Source organism: Cupriavidus sp. SHE, assembly GCF_000812445.1.
GTDB lineage: Bacteria > Pseudomonadota > Gammaproteobacteria > Burkholderiales > Burkholderiaceae > Cupriavidus > Cupriavidus metallidurans.
Genome location: NZ_JWMB01000009.1, coordinates 99,223 through 114,719 on the forward strand (window position 1 = coordinate 99,223; position 15,497 = coordinate 114,719).

The window sequence follows — 15,497 nt, forward strand, 5'->3', positions numbered from 1 at the left end:
CACTAATGCTGGCCGCCCCGCACCGGCGCGCGCTCAGAACGTTTCCCAATCGCCGCTATCGGCCGTCGCGGGCACCGGTGCGGCCGATGGCCTCGCCTTTGCCACGGGCCGACGGCTCGACGGCGTGGCCAGTACGGGTTCCTTGCGCTGATGAGTGACCGGCTGGCGGGCCTTGGCTGGCGTGGCTGGCTGGCGCGCCAGTACCGGGGCCGCCGAGGTCTTGCGAACCACGGGCGGTCGCACGGCGGCAGGCACTGCGGGCGCGCGCATTTGGCGTGATGGCTGCACCGGGCGCTGCGGGGCAGCGGCTGGCGTCTGAATCGATGCCTTCTGGGTCGATACCTTTTGGGTCGATACCTTCTGGGTCAATGTCTTCTCGGGCGATGCCTTCTGGGGCGAGACCTTCGGGGGCGATGCCTTCGTGGGCGATGGCCTCGGCGTCAATGCCTTCGGCGCAGCAGCGGGCAGGCGTGGCGCCGGTTGAACCGGCTGCGCAACGACTGCCACGGGCCCCGGCGCGCGCTGCACTTCGCGCTGCTGTTGCTGACCCAGATCGAAACGCGCGACTTCCGTCACCAGCCCGCCGGCCTGCTGCATCAGGCTTTCGGCGGCAGCACTGGCTTCTTCCACCAGCGCGGCATTCTGCTGCGTCACGGTTTCCATCTGCGCAATTGCCAGGCCCACCTGCTCGATGCCGGCGCTCTGCTCCTCGCTGGCGGCGGTGATCTCGCCCATGATGTCCGTGACGCGGCGCACCGCGCCGACGATGTCATCCATGGTCTTGCCAGCTACTTCGACCTGGCGCGCGCCTTCCTTTACCTGCCGCACGGAGCCATTGATCAGATCGCCGATTTCCTTGGCCGCCGACGACGAACGCTGCGCCAGGCTGCGCACTTCGGCCGCCACAACGCTGAAGCCACGACCTTGCTCGCCGGCTCGCGCCGCTTCCACGGCGGCGTTCAGCGCAAGAATGTTGGTCTGGAATGCGATGCCTTCGATAACGCCGATGATCTCCGCCACACGTGCCGAGGACTGGGTAATGCCGTCCATCGTATCCACCACGCTGCGCACCACGCGGCCGCCTTCGGTGGCAACATCCGATGCGTTCGCGGCAAGCTGGTTGGCTTGTCGCGCGTTCTCGGCGTTCTGGCGCACGGTGGACGTCAACTGCTCCATTGACGCGGCAGTCTGCTCCAGCGATGCCGCCTGCTGCTCGGTACGGCGGGACAGATCGGTATTGCCACTGGAGATCTCGCGGGCGGCGGTGTCGATCGAACCGGCCGCGTGCTGGATGCCGCGAACCAGCGTGCCGAGCTGGCCAAAGGCGCGCTCAAGCGCGCCGAGCATCCGGCCCATCTCGTCCTGGCTGCGTACTTCGATGGTGTGCGCAAGCTGGCCCTGCTCCAGCGCCTCGGCAGCATCAAGCGCCTGCCGGGCCGGACGCGTCACCGAGCGCGTCATGCCGATACCGAGCAGCGCGGCAATGATCGCCGCCAGAGCTGCCATGCCGATCAGAAGGTTACGCGTAAAAGCGTAGCGGGTTGTTGCATCCTCCACCGCTTCCACGGCCAGCTTCTGGCCGAGCTGGGCGATCATGTCCAGCTTGTCGAAGTACGCGGCCTGCGATGACGGCAGCGTGGCGGTTAGCCCGGCGCGGGCGCCATCGTATTCCCCGGCGCCCAGTTGGCGCATGACCAGGTCGAGCTGGCCGTCGTAGGTGGCGCGTGCCTGCGTCAGTTGTTCGAACACGGCTTTCCATTCCGCGTTGCCCGACGCCACCAGGGTCTTGCCGATCGGTTCGAGCGTCGCGTCGATTTCCTCGCGGAACCGGGCGATCTTCGCCGCGTTCGCGGTGACCAGCGCGGCATCCTCGGTCAATGCCGCATCGCGCACCATCAGACCGATCGTCAGCACGTGCGCCTTGGCGTGATTCAGGTCGATCACCCGCAGCAGCCGCTTCTCCACCGCCATGTGCATGGCATCGTTCATGCTGCCCAGCGCCGACACTCCAACCGCGGCAACCGCGGCGAGCAGTAGCACCACGAGACTGAAAGCAAAGGTCAGCCGCGCCCCGATCCCCATTTTTCGCAAGCCCATCACTTCGTACCTTTCTCTTGTGATCCGATTGTTCGTACGAGCGATATCCGCCCGAAACCGGGCATCGCACGGCCTCCTATCGGCGGCGTCGCGGACGGACTTGAGCGCGAAAACGAATTGAGGGGGAAATCGGCAGGTATTCGATGGATTGACTGCACAACAAATGGCATCTAATCCATCTGCGCAACACGCACCGGCACCGGAGACCAGACACACGGCGTCAGACCATCGTCGGCCCGACCAGCCAGTGCGAAAAAAAAGCCTACGCGCGGGGTGCTCGTAGGCTTTCCAGGACTGCTCAGAAGGACCGGCTGTACCCGGTCCAGCGCTCGAATATAAACCCGCTTACATGAGGTGTAAATCGCGCTTCTATCAGGGATTCCCCTGATGGCGGGTGTAATCCGAAGATCACTTGATGGCTTCGCAGTAGCGTAAAAGTCACGTGTGGACTCTTCGTCAGATATCGGCAATTTCCCGCAAAGCGTTAGCTGGCGCGGGTTGGCGGCATCTGGCCGGGCGTTCCGATGGCAGCACACCGCATGCGCCTGCCACAACTCACACTACGCGACAACATCACAAATAGAGTAATGACTCTAGCCGAAGACAAGCAGCCGCTCAGTCAATGCTTGTAAAACTTTGTTACTCTCCCCGTCTGAAGTATTCCCCTTCTCTCCTGGCTGCGCCGATTGGACGTGATGGCCGGGCAGCGCCCCCGAAACTCGCGAATCGTCTGCCCGCCGCAGTCATGCCGGCCAGCTCCTGCGCCACCTCCGGCTCCGAGAGCGAATGTTTCAAAGCGCACCATGATCTGAGCGCACAAAACGTCACCCATAGTGCGTTACAGATCGAATCATGTGGTCATCGGACCGTTGTCAGCCGCCAGATCCCTCGCGGGTTCTTCCGGAGAAGTTGTGAAGAAGGAAAAAAAGGCTCCAAGACCCAGCCGGAAACTGCAGCACCTGCATTACGCAGCCCACGGCGCAAGCCGCAACGCAGTCATCGTCCATCTGTCGAACGGCACGAGGTTGACCGGTGTCGTCCTGGCATCGGACAACTATATGGTGCTGCTCGGGCAGAGCGCGGAAGATCCGACCCCCACGCTGATCTACAAACGTGCGATTACCGTCGTGACCCCCGGCCATGCGCCCGAAACGGCGTCGGAGCTGCTCGAGGCCGAAACATCGCCGGACTTCGTGCGCCTCTACACCCCGCGCACGCGCAAGCGCCGCTGAGCGGCGCAGCAAGTCGTGGCGCCCTTCTATATAGATGCGGGCCCACGACCACGCAAACATCAGGTCAAGTTGCGCGCGCAACCCCCGCAAAGATCACTCTAAAGTCTCCCCTTGCCCGGTCGATAACCTTTGCAACGGAGGCACTCTACGCCCTGCAACGCAGGCAGCCAACGTTACGGCACCCGCCGGAATGCCTAAAACATTGCAAATAGGAGTCGTACCATGGCGCAAGTCATTAATACCAACTCGTTGTCTCTGATGACTCAGAACAACCTGAACACGTCGCAATCGGCGCTGAACACCGCCATTCAGCGACTGTCGTCGGGTCTGCGCATCAACAGCGCAAAGGACGATGCAGCCGGCCTGGCCATCGCCAGCCGCTTCACGTCGAACATCAACGGCCTGACCGTTGCCCAGCGTAACGCCAACGACGGCATCTCGCTGGCGCAAACGACTGAAGGCGCGCTGACCGAAGTCACGAACAACCTGCAACGTATCCGCGACCTGTCGGTGCAAGCCGCCAACGGTTCGAACTCGGCTTCGGACCTGAAGTCGATCCAGGACGAAATCACGCAGCGTATGTCGGAAATCGACCGCCTGTCGGCCCAGACCGACTTCAACGGCGTGAAGGTGCTGTCGTCGACCGCCAAGAGCGTGAACATCCAGGTTGGCGCGCAAGACGGCCAGACCATCGCCGTGAACCTGCAAGAAATCAGCACGAAGACGCTGGGCCTGAACAGCTTCAACGTGAACGGCCCGCAAGGCGCCGTCACCGCCGCCACCGCTGCCAACTTCCAGAAGGTCTTCGGTAGCTCCACCACGTTCACGACGTCGTCGATCACGGAAGCCGTCGGCGGCACGCTGGCCACGACCCTGGGTATCAGCTCGAGCAGCGTGGCCATCGGCAACCAGGCAATGGTTGACGCGAACGGCAACTGGTTCGCACAAGTCACCGTCACGCCGGCGTCGGCCACGGAAGCTCAGGCACTGAAGAACCAAGGCATGACCACCGCAACCAGCGGCTCGGCCATGACCATGTACGTTGCACTGAACCCGAACTCGACGACGAGCACGACGGGCGCGACGGCATCGTTCACGCTGAACACCACTGGCGTGACCGCTTCCACCCTGAGCGGCAGCGCCTCGGCCAACCCGCTGGCCACGCTCGACAGCGCCCTGCAAACGGTGAACAGCCTGCGCAGCTCGCTGGGTGCTATCCAGAACCGTCTGGATTCGACGATCTCGAACCTGGGCACGACCATCACCAACCTGTCGTCGTCGCGCTCGCGCATTCAGGATGCTGACTACGCAACGGAAGTGTCGAACATGACCCGCGCGAACATCCTGCAACAAGCTGGTACCTCGGTGCTGGCTCAAGCGAACCAGACCACGCAAGGCGTGCTGTCGCTGCTGCGTTAATCGCACCGCGTAAGCAGGAAGGCCGGACCTCGTGTCCGGCTTTCTTGCGCCCGGAGTATTTCCCCAGGGCTTCGGCTCTGGGAAAACATTTCGAGATGACCGAGTCAGGACAATCATGGCAACCCAAGCTGCTCCATCGTCCGGCGTAGTGCAAGCGGCAGTCGGCGTGTCCCTGCCGCAGCCCGGCCTACGCGCGTCCGCAACGCCTGCGGATGCATCACAAGCACCGGTGGGCGTCACGTCGGCCGCACCGGCGCCTGACCAACCGGCGGTGCGCCCCAGCACGGACGCGGCGGTCAGGAAACTGACCGAGGCCCTGCGCGCTGCATCGGTCAGCGTCCAGTTTGAAATCGACCGCGAGACCAACCGCGTCGTGACCAAGATCGTCGACAAGGCCAACGGCGAAATCATCCGACAGATTCCCACAGAGGAAGTCGTGCGTATCGCCGACGCGCTGGCCCAGTTGCAAGGGCTGTTCGTCAACCAGACCGCCTGACATCGTCGCAGCCCCAACCAGAAGCCCCCTGGAACACAAGAAATGACTACGATCTCCAACCTCGGCGTCGGCTCCGGTCTCGATCTGAGCAGCCTGCTCGATCAGCTCACCACGGCTGAACAGGCCCCGCTCACCGCGATCAAGACCCAGCAGAGCAGCTACCAGACCAAACTGTCCGCGTATGGCCAGTTGCAGAGCATGCTCGCGGCGTTCCAGGCATCGGCCAACCAGTTGTCGAACCCCACGTTCTTCCAATCCACCACGGCAAGCGCAAGCAACACGTCGGTACTGAGCGCCACCGGCAGCACCACTGCGGTGCCAGGCACCTACTCGGTCAACGTCACGCAACTGGCGCAGTCGCAGTCGGTGGTTTCCACCGGACAGGCATCGCAGACCACCGCCGTCGGCACCGGCACGATCCATATCGATTTCGGTGCGATCACGGGTGGCACGCTGGACAGCAACCCGGCCAGCGCCACCTACGGCAAGTACACCGGCGCCACCTTCACTGCCAATAGTGGCTCCACCGGCGTCGACATCACGATCGACAGCAGCAACAACACGCTGCAGGGCGTTCGCGACGCGATCAACAAGGCCAATGCCGGCGTCACAGCCAGCATCGTCAACGACGGTTCGGGCACGCCCTATCGTCTGGTCATCAGTTCCAACGCCACCGGTGCCACGAACAGCGTGCGCATGTCGGTGAATGAAACCGATGGCGGCACCGGCCTCTCGGATCTGGTGGCATACGATCCTGCCGGCACGCAGAACATGCAGCAGACCATTGCCGCCCAGAACGCCCAGCTCACGGTCAACAACATCGCCGTTCAGAGCAAGGGGAATTCCGTGGCGGACGCGGTGCCCGGTGTGGTCCTGAACCTGACCCAGACCGGTACGAGCAGTGTGACGGTCCAGCGCGACAACAGTTCGATCGTTTCCGGCGTGCAGGCCTTCGTCGCGGCTTACAACAACCTCCAGAACACCGCTGCGTCGCTGTCGGCCTACGACCCGAGCACCAAGACGGGTTCTCCGCTGACGGGCGATTCCACGTTGAGCATCATCCAGTCCCAGATGCGCAGCGTGATGAACACGCCGCAGTCGGGCAACGCGCTCACCACGTTGTCGCAGATCGGCATCTCGTTCCAGAACGACGGCACGCTTGCGCTCGACACCACCAAGCTGACCTCGGCGCTGAACAGCAACCCCGGCGCGGTTGCGGGGCTGTTCGGCAACACCGACGGCGTGAGTGGCTACGGCAACCAGATCAACAAGCTCGTCACGGGCCTGACCAGCAGCAATGGCGCGCTGACGACGGCCACGGCCGGCATCAACAACACGCTCAAGGATCTGAGCAATCAGTACGATGAAACGCAGACCCGCGTCGACGCGGTCATCGCCAACTACAAGACGCAGTTCACGCAACTCGACGTGATCATGTCGCAGATGCAGAACACCAGCTCGTACCTGACGCAGCAGTTCAGCGCCATGAACGGCACAAGCAGTAGCAAGAAGTAACGTCAGCCAACAGCAGGAGTCCACATGTTCGCGCGCCGCAATGCCGTCAATGCCTACGCCCAGGTGGGTGTCGAAACCGGAGCCATGAGTGCCAGTCCGCACCAGCTGATCGTCATGCTCTACGACGGCGCGCGCGCGGCCATCGCACGTGCCAAGTTCCACCTGGCGGCCGGCGACATCGCAGCCAAGGGCAACGCCATCTCCAAGTCGATCGACATCATCGACAACGGCCTGCGCGCCGTGCTCGACCACAATGCCGGCGGCGACGTTGCCGCGGACCTGGAGCGGCTGTACGACTATATGTCGCGCCAGCTCATGCTGGCCAACCTGCGCAATGACGAAGCGCTGCTCGATCAGGTCGACAGTCTGCTGCAGGACCTCTCCAGCGCCTGGGCACAGATCGGCAATCCAGCCGCCAACGGCGCGCTCGCCGCACAGCCGATCGCTGCCAACTCGTGACTACCTTCCGGAACTGAGACGATGTACTCCAAAATGCCTGCCACCCCGTCGGTCACCCAGATCTACGAGGAACTCGTCCTGCTCTCGGAGCAGATGCTCGAAGCTGCCCGCCATGGCAATTGGGACGCGATGACCGAAGTCCAGCGTGTGTATGTGGCTCAGGTGGAAACACTCCGCGGCAGGGACACTCACCCGCCCGCGACGCTTCAGGAACGTATGCAGCGTCAGGCCCTGCTGGCCAAGCTGCTGGCTCACGACGCCGCGATCCGCGATCTGGTGATGCCACAGTTGCAACGCCTCGGGGAACTGCTCGGCAGCGCCCGCCGCCGCCGCGACGTCAACGAGGCCTACGGCGTTTCCGCCTGAGAGATACGCTGAGAGATTGGCTGAGAGATACGTTCACAGGGCGCCCCGCGCGGCGCCAATGCGGGCCTTGAGCTCATGCATCCGTAACGCCCCATGTCACGGCCCGTTCCATGTCGATTCCGATTCATTCCCAGCCTGACGCTGGCCAGCTCGCACGTAACGACCTGCTGACACAGCGCACGGCGCTGGCGGTCGACAAGCTGGCCGCGCTGATGCCGGTCCAGGACACGAACGAGACCAGTTCGCGTGACACCAGCACCGATCTCGGCACCGCTGGCCGCGTGCCCGGTGCGCGGCCCGGCGAAGCATCGGCCGGCAATACCGCCGGCGCCGTCGTCACTTCGACGCGCGAAACGCTGAGCTTCGCAGCACGCACGATCCTCGACCTGTTCGCAAATGCCGACGAGGCCGCCGCCGCGCTAAAGTCGGCCACACCACTCGCCACGCGCACGGAAATGCAATCCGCGCCGCTGCTGGCCACCAAGCTTGCCAGCCTGCTCGACCAGAGTGGCATGTTCTACGAAGCGCATCTCGCCGAATGGGTGAGCGGTGCGCGTACGCTTAAGGACATCACACGCGAGCCCCAGGCCGTGCTGGCACGCGCCACCGCCAACGGCGCCAACCCGCCCGCTCCTGATGAGCCACTGCGCCAGTTGCTGGCGCTGCCCTATTCGCCGCGGGCCGCCGATGCGGTGCGTGCGACGATGCTTGCTGCCGTGGGCCTTCCCGACGCACCGGATGGCGACGCCACCGGCCGGGCGGGAAACACCGCACATGGCGCGGGTACTGCCAACGGAACGGGCAGCGCAGGCGGCATGGCCGCGAATCGCGCCGCGGATGTTTCGTCATTCGGCCGTCACCCGCCGGTCACCCGCACCATCACCGTCGGCGATCCGATTCCCGCACCCGACGGCGCACGCACGCAATCGCTGCAGGCAGCCCAGTCGTATGCCAGCGTTGCCGACGCGGGCAACGCGCCACGCGCGTCTCTGCTGGCTACGCACGCGTCGACATCCGAACCGCCCGCCGCACCGCCCCCAGCGCAAGGCCAGATCGTGCACCCGGCGACAGAGGGCCTGATGCGGCAGCAACTCGAACTGCTGGCCGCCCAGCAGTTCCGCTGGCAAGGTGAAGCCTGGTCAGGCACGCAGATGTCGTGGGAAGTGTCGCCGAATCCGGTCGACGAGGATGGAGCCGGCACGCAGCACCAGGCGCGGAGCTGGACCACACGGCTGGTCGTGCAGATGCCTGGCATGGGCATGGTCGAAGCCAGCCTGACGCTATCGCCGTCGATGCTGGACGTGCGAGTCAATGCACCGCTGGATGACACTGCCGCAAGGCTTAATGCGGCCATTCCCGATCTGCACGGGCGTCTGGCGGCCAGCGGTTTCGTGGTGGGCCAGATTACGGCACGCGCCGATACGGCGCCAACGGAAGCGGGAGTCCCGTCATGAGCGACACGTCGCGCGGCGCCGCGGTGGCGCTGTCATATGAAGAAGGCGAGAAGGCCCCACGCGTGGTGGCCAAGGGCTACGGCGTCACGGCCGAATCGATCATCGCGCGCGCCCAGGAAGCCGGAGTCTATGTCCACAATTCTCCGGCGCTGGTCAACCTGCTGATGCAGGTGGACATGGACTCCCAGATTCCACCCCAGCTCTATCTGGCGGTGGCCCAGTTGCTGGCGTGGCTGCATCAGATCGAGGATGCCACGGTCAACCGGGGTTGATCCGGCGCATTGCCGGATCCTTACTGAATACGCCCGGCCAATTGATTCGGCCGTGCGATCCTGACCGTCATCACACGGGCATGTTCATCATTTCCTGATACGCGGCGGTCAGGCGGTTACGCACCTGCACGGCGGTCTGGAACGAGATGTTGGCCTTCTGCATGTCGATCATCACGTCGTTGAGCGACACACCAGCCTTGCCCATTTCGAATGCCTCGGCCTTGCCGTAGGCACGGTCCTGCGTGGCATTCAGGCGTTGCAGCGAGCGCTGCAGCTCGCCCGCGAAGCTTTCGGTTGCCGCCGATGCCTCCTGGGGCGCGGCGCCGCCGCCGGCCACCTGCGCGGTGGCGCGCATTTGCTGGAGCATGCCCTCGATGGAAGAAATGGTCATGACGCGTCCGGGTCCTTGAACTTGAAGAGAGAGGCGAACGGACGACGCGCCCAATAAATCACACGTCATCCAGTTTCAGTCCTCGCACTGTACCCATCCGTCCGTGTCGACCAAAGCACGAAATCGACAGGAAAACCTCCCCTATTCAGCCGATTGTCGTTGGCCCTTCTGCCCGATCATCGCTACCGTGCCGGATCTGGCGGAACAGCCGCGACCATTGCAGCCCGCCCCCGGCCATGAACATCAACTATCGCGGGGAGTGCGCGTGTTTTTTCTGCAGCGTGATTTGAGCCGTGCCGGGAAGATTAACGGCAGCAAAGGCCAGAGTGGCAAGGGCGGATTCTGCCTCGCCAAGCCGGAGACGCGCGCATGAACGCGACCGCAACCCTGCCGAACGGCACGGCCCTGCTCGAAAAGGTCAAGGCCAACCCGCGCCTGCCCATGATGCTGGGCGGCGCCGCGCTGGTCGCCGCTATCGCCGTGGGGGTGATGTGGTCCCGCGCGCCGGACTACAAGGTGCTCTATTCCAATCTGTCGGAGCGCGACGGCGGTGCCGTGATCCAGTCGCTCCAGCAGATGAACGTGCCTTACAAGTTCGCCGAAGGTGGTGGTGCGGTCATGGTGCCGGCCGACAAGGTGGCCGAGACGCGCCTGCGCCTGGCCAGCCAGGGCCTGCCGAAAAGCGGCACGACCGGCATGGAACTGATGGACAACCAGAAGTTCGGCATCAGCCAGTTCGCCGAACAGGTCAACTATCAACGCGGACTGGAAGGCGAACTGGCCCGTTCGATCGAATCGATCGGCGCGGTGCAGTCGGCCCGCGTGCACCTGGCGATTCCCAAGCCCACGCTGTTCGTGCGTGAGCGCCAGAAGCCCACCGCCTCCGTGGTGCTGCAACTCTACCCGGGGCGCGCCGTCGATGAAGGCCAGGTGGCCGCGATCACGCACCTGGTGTCATCCAGCGTGCCAGAACTGACGCCGAAGTCGATCTCGATCGTCGACCAGCAGGGCAACCTGCTGTCCGGTACCAACGATCGTTCGCTCGATGCCAGCCAGCTCAAGTACGTCCAACAGGTCGAGCAGGGCTACGTCAAGCGCGTGGAGTCGATCCTCGCGCCGATCCTCGGCAAGGACAACATCCACGCCCAGGTCACTGCCGATGTCGATTTCTCGTCGGTCGAGCATACCGACGAGAGCTACAAACCGAACCAGGACCCGACCAAGGCCGCGATCCGCAGCCAGCAGACCAGCGAATCGAACTCGCAGGGTGGCACGCCTGTAGGTGGCGTGCCCGGTGCGTTGTCGAACCAGCCGCCGGCCGCCGCCGTGGCCCCGGTGACCACGCCGCAACCGCCGCGCCAGCCCGGCCAGCCGAATCCGCCCGCACAGGCCAACCAGCCCGCGCAGACGACCCAGACGGCCGAGAAGACCGGCCCGAGCAACAGCCGCCGCGACTCCACCACCAACTACGAACTCGACCGCGTGGTGCGCCACGTGCAGCAGGCAGCAGGCGGTGTGAAACGTCTGTCGGTGGCCGTGGTGGTGAACTACCGCACCAAGGTCGATGCCAAGGGCAAGCCGGTGACGGAAGCGCTGTCGGCCAAGGAACTGGCCCAGATCGAAAACCTGACCAAGGAAGCGATGGGCTTCTCCGCCGACCGCGGCGACTCGCTGAACGTGGTCAACAGCCCGTTCACGAGCGACGTCAAGACGGAGCCGGAAGTGCCGGTGTGGAAGCAGCCGCAGATGATCGACCTGGCCAAGACCGGCGTCGGCTACCTGCTGCTGGCCCTGCTGGCCGTGTTCCTGTGGTTCAAGGTGGCGCGTCCGGTGCTGCGCAAGTACACCGCGCCGCCGCTGCCCGCGCCTACCGAGACGGCAGCCGCCACCGAAGCCGTTCTGCTGCCGCCGGAAGAGGAAACCAATCCGGAAGTGCTGCGCTTGGCCGCGAAATATGAAAGCGATCTCGCCCTGGTGCGCGACGCCGCGCAACGCGACCCGCGCCTGGTCGCCAGCGTAATCAAGACTTGGATGGCAAATGACGAAGGCTAACAAGGGAGTGCCCGAAAAGGGCCTGCAGAAGAGCGCCATCCTGATGATGGCCGTGGGCGAGGATGCAGCCGCCGAAGTCTTCAAGCACCTGTCGCCGCGCGAAGTGCAGCAACTCGGCTCGGCGATGGCCAACCTGTCATCGGTGACGCGCGAGGAAATGTCCGAGGTACTGTCCGAGTTCCGCAACGAAACCGAGCAGTACCTGGCGCTGGACGTCGATTCGAGCACGTTCATCAAGAGCGTGCTGAACAAGGCGCTGGGCGAGGAGCGCGCGCTGTCCGTGATCGAGGACATCCTCGAATCGCGCGATCCGGGTGGCGGCATCGACTCGCTGAACTGGATGGATTCGACGTCGGTGGCGGAACTGATCAAGGACGAGCATCCGCAGATCATCGCCACGATCCTGATCCATCTGGACCGCCAGAAGTCTTCGGAAGTGCTGGGCTTCTTCACCGAACGTCTGCGCAACGACGTGATCCTGCGTATCGCCACCTTCGGCGGCGTGCAGCCGGGCGCGCTGCAGGAACTGACCGACGTGCTGACCAAGCTGCTGGCCGGCCAGAGCCTGAAGCGCAGCCGCATGGGCGGCGTCCGCACGGCGGCCGAGATCATCAACCTGATGAGCACGGCCCACGAGGAAGCGGTCATCGACGGCGTGCGCACGCACGACGCCGACCTGGCGCAGAAGATCATCGACGAGATGTTCCTGTTCGAAAACCTGCTGGAAATCGAAGACCGGGGCATCCAGCGCGTGCTCAAGGAAGTGGCCACCGAATCGCTCATCGTCGCGCTCAAGGGCGCGCCGCAGGAGCTGCGCGACAAGTTCATCCGCAACATGTCGACACGTGCCGGCGAGATGCTGCGCGAGGACCTCGAGGCGCTGGGACCGGTGCGCGTGTCGCAGGTCGAGGCCGAGCAGAAGGCCATCCTGCAGGTCGTGAGACGTCTGGCCGAGGCCGGCGAAATCCAGATTGGCGGAGGCGACGATGCCTACGTTTGACCGCGGTTTTTCCGCTGGCCGTGGCCCGGGCCACGGCGATCCAGGGTTCTTCGGCGCGCCCTCCAAGGGCGCGACCGGTGGCCTGACCAACCTGCACGAGAGCGACGACGGCTTCCAGGGCTTCCAGCCCCCTGCCCGTCCACGTTCGCGCGGCGAAAGCTGGCAGCGTTGGCAGATGGAGTCGCTGGATCCACGCGATGTCCTGCGCAAGGCGCTGGCGGCGCAGTTGCCTGCCGAGCCGCCACCGCCCCCGGCAATCGATTTCGAAGCGCTGGATGCGATGCGCGACGGCGCCCGCAAGGAAGGCTACGCGCAGGGCTACAACCAGGGCCAGACGCAAGGTTATGGCGATGGCCACCGCGAAGGCTACGCACGCGGGCTCGAAGCGGCACGCAATGAAGCGGCCCGCCTGCAACAGCTTGCCGCCAACTTCCGCGACGCGCTTGGCCGCGTCGATAACGATATCTCCGACGCGCTGATCGGCCTGGCGCTGGACGTGGCCCGCCAGCTCGTGCGCAAGACCGTCGAGCTCGATCCGGCCGCATTGCTGCCGGCTGCGCGGGAACTGCTGACCGCCGAGCCGCCGCTATCCGGCGCGCCTTGCCTGCTGCTGAACCCGGAAGACATCGCGCTGGTGGAAACACACCTGAGCGGCGAACTCGAAGCCGCCGGCTGGACGCTGCGGGCCGACCCGTCGATCGCGCGCGGTGGCTGCATCGCCAGCGCCGCAAGCGGCGAGATGGACGCCAGCCTGTCCACGCGCTGGCAGCGCGTGGTCAAGGCGCTGGGCCGCAACGATCCGTGGGAGCCGCCCCATGCGTGACGAGCCAGCGCAGGGCACCGCGCCCGACGCCCCCGCCGCACACGTCGGCCCGCATGTCGGCCATTGGCGCGACGCACTGGCAGCCGCATCGGCCGGCGTCAGCGAAATCGACAGCAAGCGCACCTGTGGCCGCCTGACGCGTGCCGCCGGACTCGTGCTGGAAGCCGTGGGGCTGCGTCTGCCCGTGGGGAGTGACTGCCTGATCGAACTGCCCACCGGACAGCATTCGCATGGCGGCCCGCGCACGGCAGAAGCCGAAGTGGTCGGCTTTGGCGCGGACCGTCTCTACCTGATGCCGCAATCGGACGTGGCCGGCCTGGTACCGGGCGCGCGCGTCTATCCGCTGGAGCCGTCGCCACTGCCCAACGGCATCATCGGCGCCGGCGCGCCGCGCGAGCAGGGATCGAAGCGGCTGCCGGTTGGCGATGGCCTGCTCGGCCGTGTGCTCGATGCCGCCGGACGACCGCTCGATGGCCTCGGCCCAATTACCGCCGCCAGCGAAGTTCCGCTGGCCGGCACGCAGATCAACCCGCTGACACGCGCGCCGATCGAAACCGTGCTCGACACCGGCGTGCGCGCGATCAATGGCATGTTGACTGTCGGTCGCGGCCAACGGATGGGCCTGTTCGCCGGTTCCGGCGTGGGCAAGAGCGTGCTGCTGGGCATGATGGCGCGCTACACCAATGCGGACGTGATCGTGGTCGGCCTGATCGGCGAACGCGGCCGCGAGGTGAAGGAATTCATCGAGAACATCCTCGGAGAGGAAGGCCGCAAGCGTTCGGTGGTGGTGGCCGCGCCGGCCGACACCTCGCCGCTACTGCGCATGCAGGGCGCTGCCTATGCGACGCGCCTGGCCGAGTATTTCCGCGACAAGGGCCAGCACGTGCTGCTGATCATGGACTCGCTGACCCGTTACGCGATGGCGCAGCGCGAGATCGCGCTGGCCATCGGCGAGCCGCCCGCCACCAAAGGCTACCCGCCCTCGGTGTTCGCCAAATTGCCGACGCTGGTGGAACGCACCGGCAACGGCCCCGAAGGCGGCGGCTCGATTACCGCGTTCTATACGGTGCTGACTGAGGGCGACGACCAGCAGGATCCGATCGCCGACTCCGCCCGCGCCATTCTGGACGGCCACATCGTGCTGTCCCGCAGCCTTGCCGAAGCCGGCCACTATCCGGCCATCGACGTGGAAGCTTCGATCAGCCGCGCCATGACTGCGCTGATCGACGCGCCGCAGTTTGCCTCCGTGCGGCGTTTCAAGCAGTTGATGTCGCGCTACCAGCGCAACCGCGACCTGATCAGTGTCGGGGCCTACGTGCCCGGCAGCGATCCGGAGCTCGATCTCGCGATTCGCATGTATCCGCGCATGGAGGCCTTCCTGCAGCAGGACATTCACGAACGCGCCGGCTACGACGCCTCGATCGCCCAGTTGCACGATCTCTTCGAGAGGACGCATCATGGTTAAGCACAATCCGCTGAATACGCTGGCCGATCTGGCCCAGGACGACACGGACAAGGCCGCGCGCGAACTGGGCCGTCTGCAGGGGCTGCGTACCCAGGCCGAGCAACAGCTCAACGCGCTGACACAGTACCGGCAGGAGTACCGCGTCCGGATGCAAGCGATCGCCGCCGAAGGCATGTCGTCGAGCCGCTGGCACGACTTCTCTCGCTTCCTCGATTCGCTTGACCACGCCATCCGTCAGCAGACCAATGCGCTGGCCAAGGCCGAGGCCGACCTGCTGGCCGGACGCGCCAACTGGCAGCAGCAGAAGCGCCGCCAGAACTCGTTCGATACGTTGATCACGCGGGCGGAAACACGCGAGCAGCAAGTCTCCGCCCGGCGCGAGCAACGCGCCAACGACGAATTCGCGGCCCGCATCGCCCGCCAGCCGGCGGCCGGCCGAACCTGATCCGACGAAGA

The 15,497-nt window shown here is 65.0% G+C and carries 16 protein-coding genes; 14 read left to right on the forward strand and 2 right to left on the reverse strand.

What is annotated here, in order from left to right:
* Window positions 1-33: 33 nt before the first annotated feature.
* Window positions 34-2,097 carry a methyl-accepting chemotaxis protein gene (locus tag RN01_RS04470; protein ID WP_024570036.1) on the reverse strand — a complete coding sequence of 688 codons (2,064 nt, stop codon included), beginning with the start codon at window positions 2,095-2,097 and terminating at the stop codon, window positions 34-36.
* A 911-nt stretch (window positions 2,098-3,008) separates the two neighbouring features.
* Here RN01_RS04470 and RN01_RS04475 point away from each other — a divergent pair.
* From RN01_RS04475 to RN01_RS04510, 8 genes are all read left to right on the forward strand, one after another.
* Complete coding sequence (locus tag RN01_RS04475) at window positions 3,009-3,329, forward strand: RNA chaperone Hfq (RefSeq protein ID WP_024570035.1); 321 nt, start codon at window positions 3,009-3,011, stop codon at window positions 3,327-3,329.
* A 222-nt stretch (window positions 3,330-3,551) separates the two neighbouring features.
* Window positions 3,552-4,748 carry a flagellin FliC gene (locus RN01_RS04480; RefSeq protein ID WP_017511931.1) on the forward strand — a complete coding sequence of 399 codons (1,197 nt, stop codon included), beginning with the start codon at window positions 3,552-3,554 and terminating at the stop codon, window positions 4,746-4,748.
* A 115-nt stretch (window positions 4,749-4,863) separates the two neighbouring features.
* A complete protein-coding gene (locus RN01_RS04485; protein WP_017511932.1) occupies window positions 4,864-5,244 on the forward strand; it encodes a flagellar protein FlaG in 381 nt (126 codons plus the stop codon).
* Window positions 5,245-5,286: 42 nt separating this feature from the next.
* Window positions 5,287-6,759 carry a flagellar filament capping protein FliD gene (gene fliD, locus RN01_RS04490; RefSeq protein ID WP_017511933.1) on the forward strand — a complete coding sequence of 491 codons (1,473 nt, stop codon included), beginning with the start codon at window positions 5,287-5,289 and terminating at the stop codon, window positions 6,757-6,759.
* Between the two features lie 24 nt (window positions 6,760-6,783).
* On the forward strand, window positions 6,784-7,218 hold the full coding sequence (fliS, locus tag RN01_RS04495) for a flagellar export chaperone FliS (RefSeq protein WP_011519660.1): 435 nt from the start codon (window positions 6,784-6,786) through the stop codon (window positions 7,216-7,218).
* A gap of 21 nt (window positions 7,219-7,239) precedes the next feature.
* A complete protein-coding gene (locus RN01_RS04500) occupies window positions 7,240-7,584 on the forward strand; it encodes a flagellar protein FliT (protein WP_017511934.1) in 345 nt (114 codons plus the stop codon).
* A 110-nt stretch (window positions 7,585-7,694) separates the two neighbouring features.
* Window positions 7,695-9,038 carry a flagellar hook-length control protein FliK gene (locus tag RN01_RS04505; protein WP_017511935.1) on the forward strand — a complete coding sequence of 448 codons (1,344 nt, stop codon included), beginning with the start codon at window positions 7,695-7,697 and terminating at the stop codon, window positions 9,036-9,038.
* The gene (locus RN01_RS04510) at window positions 9,035-9,310 is read left to right on the forward strand and encodes an EscU/YscU/HrcU family type III secretion system export apparatus switch protein (protein WP_017511936.1); all 276 of its coding nucleotides are present in this window, start codon (window positions 9,035-9,037) and stop codon (window positions 9,308-9,310) included. Before RN01_RS04505 ends, RN01_RS04510 begins: the two co-directional genes overlap by 4 nt.
* Before the next feature lie 70 nt (window positions 9,311-9,380).
* Here RN01_RS04510 and fliE read toward each other — a convergent pair whose 3' ends face one another.
* A complete protein-coding gene (fliE, locus tag RN01_RS04515; RefSeq protein ID WP_011519664.1) occupies window positions 9,381-9,701 on the reverse strand; it encodes a flagellar hook-basal body complex protein FliE in 321 nt (106 codons plus the stop codon).
* Between the two features lie 103 nt (window positions 9,702-9,804).
* On the opposite strand from fliE, the gene RN01_RS32800 reads away from it, so the two are divergent.
* The 6 genes from RN01_RS32800 to fliJ are packed head-to-tail and all read left to right on the forward strand — an operon-like array spanning window position 9,805 to window position 15,486.
* Complete coding sequence (locus RN01_RS32800; RefSeq protein WP_080672810.1) at window positions 9,805-10,074, forward strand: hypothetical protein; 270 nt, start codon at window positions 9,805-9,807, stop codon at window positions 10,072-10,074.
* Window positions 10,071-11,753 carry a flagellar basal-body MS-ring/collar protein FliF gene (gene fliF, locus RN01_RS04520; RefSeq protein WP_017511937.1) on the forward strand — a complete coding sequence of 561 codons (1,683 nt, stop codon included), beginning with the start codon at window positions 10,071-10,073 and terminating at the stop codon, window positions 11,751-11,753. Before RN01_RS32800 ends, fliF begins: the two co-directional genes overlap by 4 nt.
* The gene (gene fliG / locus RN01_RS04525) at window positions 11,740-12,753 is read left to right on the forward strand and encodes a flagellar motor switch protein FliG (RefSeq protein WP_011519667.1); all 1,014 of its coding nucleotides are present in this window, start codon (window positions 11,740-11,742) and stop codon (window positions 12,751-12,753) included. Before fliF ends, fliG begins: the two co-directional genes overlap by 14 nt.
* Entirely contained in the window at window positions 12,740-13,576 is an 837-nt protein-coding gene (gene fliH, locus RN01_RS04530) for a flagellar assembly protein FliH (protein WP_017511938.1), read from the forward strand. Before fliG ends, fliH begins: the two co-directional genes overlap by 14 nt.
* Window positions 13,569-15,041 carry a flagellar protein export ATPase FliI gene (gene fliI / locus RN01_RS04535; protein ID WP_017511939.1) on the forward strand — a complete coding sequence of 491 codons (1,473 nt, stop codon included), beginning with the start codon at window positions 13,569-13,571 and terminating at the stop codon, window positions 15,039-15,041. Before fliH ends, fliI begins: the two co-directional genes overlap by 8 nt.
* On the forward strand, window positions 15,034-15,486 hold the full coding sequence (fliJ, locus tag RN01_RS04540) for a flagellar export protein FliJ (protein ID WP_017511940.1): 453 nt from the start codon (window positions 15,034-15,036) through the stop codon (window positions 15,484-15,486). Before fliI ends, fliJ begins: the two co-directional genes overlap by 8 nt.
* Window positions 15,487-15,497: the final 11 nt, after the last annotated feature.